A 3,445-nucleotide genomic window follows, 5' to 3' on the forward strand; every position below is an offset into this window, starting at 1 on the left:
TGTCGGCTGCCAGGAGGAAGGGACCACTTCGGAGCCGGTTTTGCCATGAGGATGGGACCACCCGTTTGCCACTGATGGGACCACCTGACTAGCGGTTTTGCCAGTTATGGGACCACCCGGCGTGGCTTCGGGGCTTCCGGTTGCTCGGCCGCTGTATTGGCCAGATGAGCTACCGGGAGGTTTCGGTGATCGAGATCAGACAGATGCTGCGGCTGTGGCTGCAGGGTCGCGGGTTGCGGGAGGTGGCCCGGCTGTCGGGCACTGACCGCAAGACGGTGCGCCGGTATGTCGAGCGAGCGCAGTCGTGTGGGGTGGACCGCGACGAGGGTGTGGAGCAGTTGACCGATGAGCTGCTGACGGCGGTGATCGCCGGGGTTCGTCGGTCACGTCCGAACGGTAAGAGCGATGCGTGGGAAACTCTCGCCGGTCAGTCCGAGCAGATCAAGGAGTGGCTGGATCAGGGCCTGACCCTGACCAAGATTCATATTCTGCTCGCCCGCCGTGGTGTGGTGGTGTCGTATCGGACATTGAACCGTTACGCAGGCGGAATTGGGGTTCGGGAAGCGGCGCACGACCGTGCGGGTGGCCGACTGCGAACCCGGCGCGGAAGTACAGGTCGATTTCGGGCGGCTGGGGCTGCTGACCGATGTCGAGGGCCGCCGGCGGGTGGTGAAGGGGTTGATCTTCACCGCGGTGTATTCGCGGCACATGTTCGTCTTCCCCACCTACCGGGAAACACTGGGCGACGTCATCGCCGGGTTCGAAGCGGCGTGGGTGTTCTTCGATGGCGTGTTCGCCGTCGCGATTCCGGACAACATGAAGGCCATCGTCGATAAGGCCGACGCGACCGATCCTCGGTTGAACGATTCGTTCCGCGAATATGCCGAGTCCCGTGGGTTCGTTGTTGATCCGGCGCGGATCCGCAGCCCGCAGGACAAGCCACGCGTCGAACGCTGCGTTCCTTATGCACGGTCGAATTTCTTTGCGGGAGAACAATTCCGGGACCTCGAGGACTGTCGGGAACGCGCGCAGCGGTGGTGCCGAGAGACCGCGGGGATGAGAATACATGGCACCACGCGCCTGCGTCCGGCCGAAGTGTTCGCCACCGACGAGGCACCGAAGCTCAAACCGTTGCCCGATAACGTCTTCGACATCCCGACCTGGGTGAATCCGAAGGTCGCACCGGACCGGCACGTTCAGATCTCCCAGGCTCTCTACAGCATTCCTGGTGATCTGGTCGGGCAGCGCCTGTCCGCTCGTGTCGACTCGCAGACGGTGAAGCTCTACTTTCGTGGTGAGCTGATCAAAGTCCACCCCAAGGTTGGGCCCGGTCGCCGGCAGACCGATCCTGCGGACCTGCCGTCGGAATTGACCGCTTATGCGATGCGGGACCTGACTACGTTGCAACGCAAAGCATTCGACCACGGCGGGCATGTCGGCGCCTATGCGGCGGCCGTGCTCGAGCATCCACTGCCCTGGACGAAGATGCGGCAGGTCTACCGGTTGCTCGGGCTGGTGCGCCGCCACGGCGCCGACACCGTCGATGAGGCCTGCCGCCGCGCGCTGGACGCCGAGGTCGTCGACGTCGGCGTCATCGACCGCATGCTCACCCGCGCCACCACGGCCCAGCAGCTGACGCTGCTGCCGCCACCGGCGCCTTCCCGGTTCGTCCGTTCCACTACCGATTTCGCGGTCAGGAGGCACTCATGAGCACCACCCGCCGTCCCGCCGCCGCCCCGGCGGTCAAACCGATCGAGGTCACCCCGGAGCTGAAGTCGCTGATGCGCCGCCTCAAGCTCGGCCAACTCCTGGACACCCTCCCCGAACGCCTCGCCCTCGCGCGGTCGAACCGGCTACCGCACCACGACTTCCTGGAAATGCTGTTCGCCGACGAGGTCACCCGCCGCGACCGGGCTTCCGAACAACGCCGCGCCAAAACCGCCCACCTGGACCCGCAGATGCACCTGGCAGCATGGGACGACTCAACCACAGTCACCTTCGACCGCGAACTCTGGGCCGAACTCACCTCACTACGATTCCTCGCCGACACCTACAACGTCCTGATCATGGGGCCGGTTGGAGTCGGAAAAACGTTCCTGGCCAACGCATTAGGACACATCGCGGTCCGCCGCCACCACACCGTTCACACCGAACGCGCCGACAAACTGTTCAAACGATTGCGTGGGGCACGCCTGGACGGCAGCTACGAAGACGAGATGCGCAAACTGCACCGCGTCGACCTGCTGATCCTCGATGACCTGGCCTTGCACCGGCTCGAAGCGGTCGAGACCAACGATTTCTACGAGCTGATCGTCGAACGCCACCGCAAAGCCTCCACGATCATCACCAGCAACCGCGAACCGCCGGAGATCCTGACCATGATGGCCGACCCGCTGCTGGCGCAGTCGGCGATGGACCGGCTGCAATCGGCAGCCTACGAACTCGTCGTCGAAGGCGAGTCCTACCGGCAACGCCAGAAACCGACCCTCGGCAGATCAGATCGTCCGACACACCAGAGTTGACCAGCAGGTCCAACCCCGGCTCAAAGCTTGCCCTCGACCAGCGCAGTGCGGTGACCGCCCAGACGTCGACCGAACTCGGCAACGAAGTCCGGCCGGAACGGAGGCCAGTTCCAGAACGTGAAACCAAGGCAGCCGAGGGCGAAGTAATCGTCGGCCCATTTCCAGTCCGCCAGTTCCACTCGCTGCGCGCATGACGGGCACGGCACGGTGACGTCGTCCTCACCTGCGTCCCAGACGAAAACGCCCTCATCGACGAACATCTTCCAGACCTCGTGGATGGGTTGATAGGAGTCGTCGACCAACGCGGTTGTGGCATCGCAGCGTGGGCAGATGACCGCTGTCGGCATACCTTGCCCGCCATCGAACACGGAGCGTTCAGTGACGACCTCCAGGCCATTGATTGCGAGGTCGTGGAAAGAGGAACTCCACCCCGTCGAATCGACCACCGTCTCAGCGGCCGGGCCGGGACGGTGACCGGATTCGGCGCTCAGCACGCAGTCATCACGCTCGGCCAGCACCACCCCGGCGCTGATCAACCAGTCGAGTATGTCCGCAGCCACCGCCTTCGCGTTCTGCGGCGACACGTCCTTGTCAACGACCGTCTGAAACCAGTCACCCATGATGTCCCTCTGGCAGTAAGTCAGCATCCCCTGGTCAAGAGAGGAAGGATGCCGATATTACGGTCACGCGCACCCCCCTCCCCGAGGATGGGAAGGTCAGTTCCTGGTCAACTCTCCACTCACAAACCTCACCATCGACTACCAGCCAATACCCCACCGAACCGGCCAGCGAACGACGCACTAACCGCAACCGGATTGACCAGCAGGCCGCGATCGGCCACTATCACCACACGGCCGCAACCGAAGGCCACCCGGTCCCATCCACATGGCAAACCAGTGGTCCCATCACCCTGGCAGGCGACA

The 3,445-nt window shown here is 63.9% G+C and carries 3 protein-coding genes; 2 read left to right on the forward strand and 1 reads right to left on the reverse strand.

What is annotated here, in order from left to right:
• Positions 1-549: 549 nt before the first annotated feature.
• Entirely contained in the window at positions 550-1,710 is a 1,161-nt protein-coding gene (locus ACWEO7_RS38645; RefSeq protein WP_452430709.1) for a Mu transposase domain-containing protein, read from the forward strand.
• A complete protein-coding gene (locus ACWEO7_RS38650) occupies positions 1,707-2,522 on the forward strand; it encodes an ATP-binding protein (protein WP_397080406.1) in 816 nt (271 codons plus the stop codon). The genes ACWEO7_RS38645 and ACWEO7_RS38650 overlap by 4 nt, the downstream gene beginning before the upstream one ends.
• Positions 2,523-2,542: 20 nt before the next feature.
• Here ACWEO7_RS38650 and ACWEO7_RS38655 read toward each other — a convergent pair whose 3' ends face one another.
• A complete protein-coding gene (locus tag ACWEO7_RS38655) occupies positions 2,543-3,142 on the reverse strand; it encodes a hypothetical protein (protein ID WP_452430711.1) in 600 nt (199 codons plus the stop codon).
• Between the last annotated feature and the right edge of the window lie 303 nt (positions 3,143-3,445).

The sequence above is a fragment of the Nocardia sp. NPDC004260 genome (assembly GCF_053603155.1).

Coding starts and splice junctions, on each gene's coding strand:
- ACWEO7_RS38650 (WP_397080406.1), top strand. CDS start 1,707: ATGAGCACCACCCGCCGTCCCGCCGCCGCCCCGGCGGTCAAACCGATC.
- ACWEO7_RS38655 (WP_452430711.1), bottom strand. CDS start 3,142: ATGGGTGACTGGTTTCAGACGGTCGTTGACAAGGACGTGTCGCCGCAG.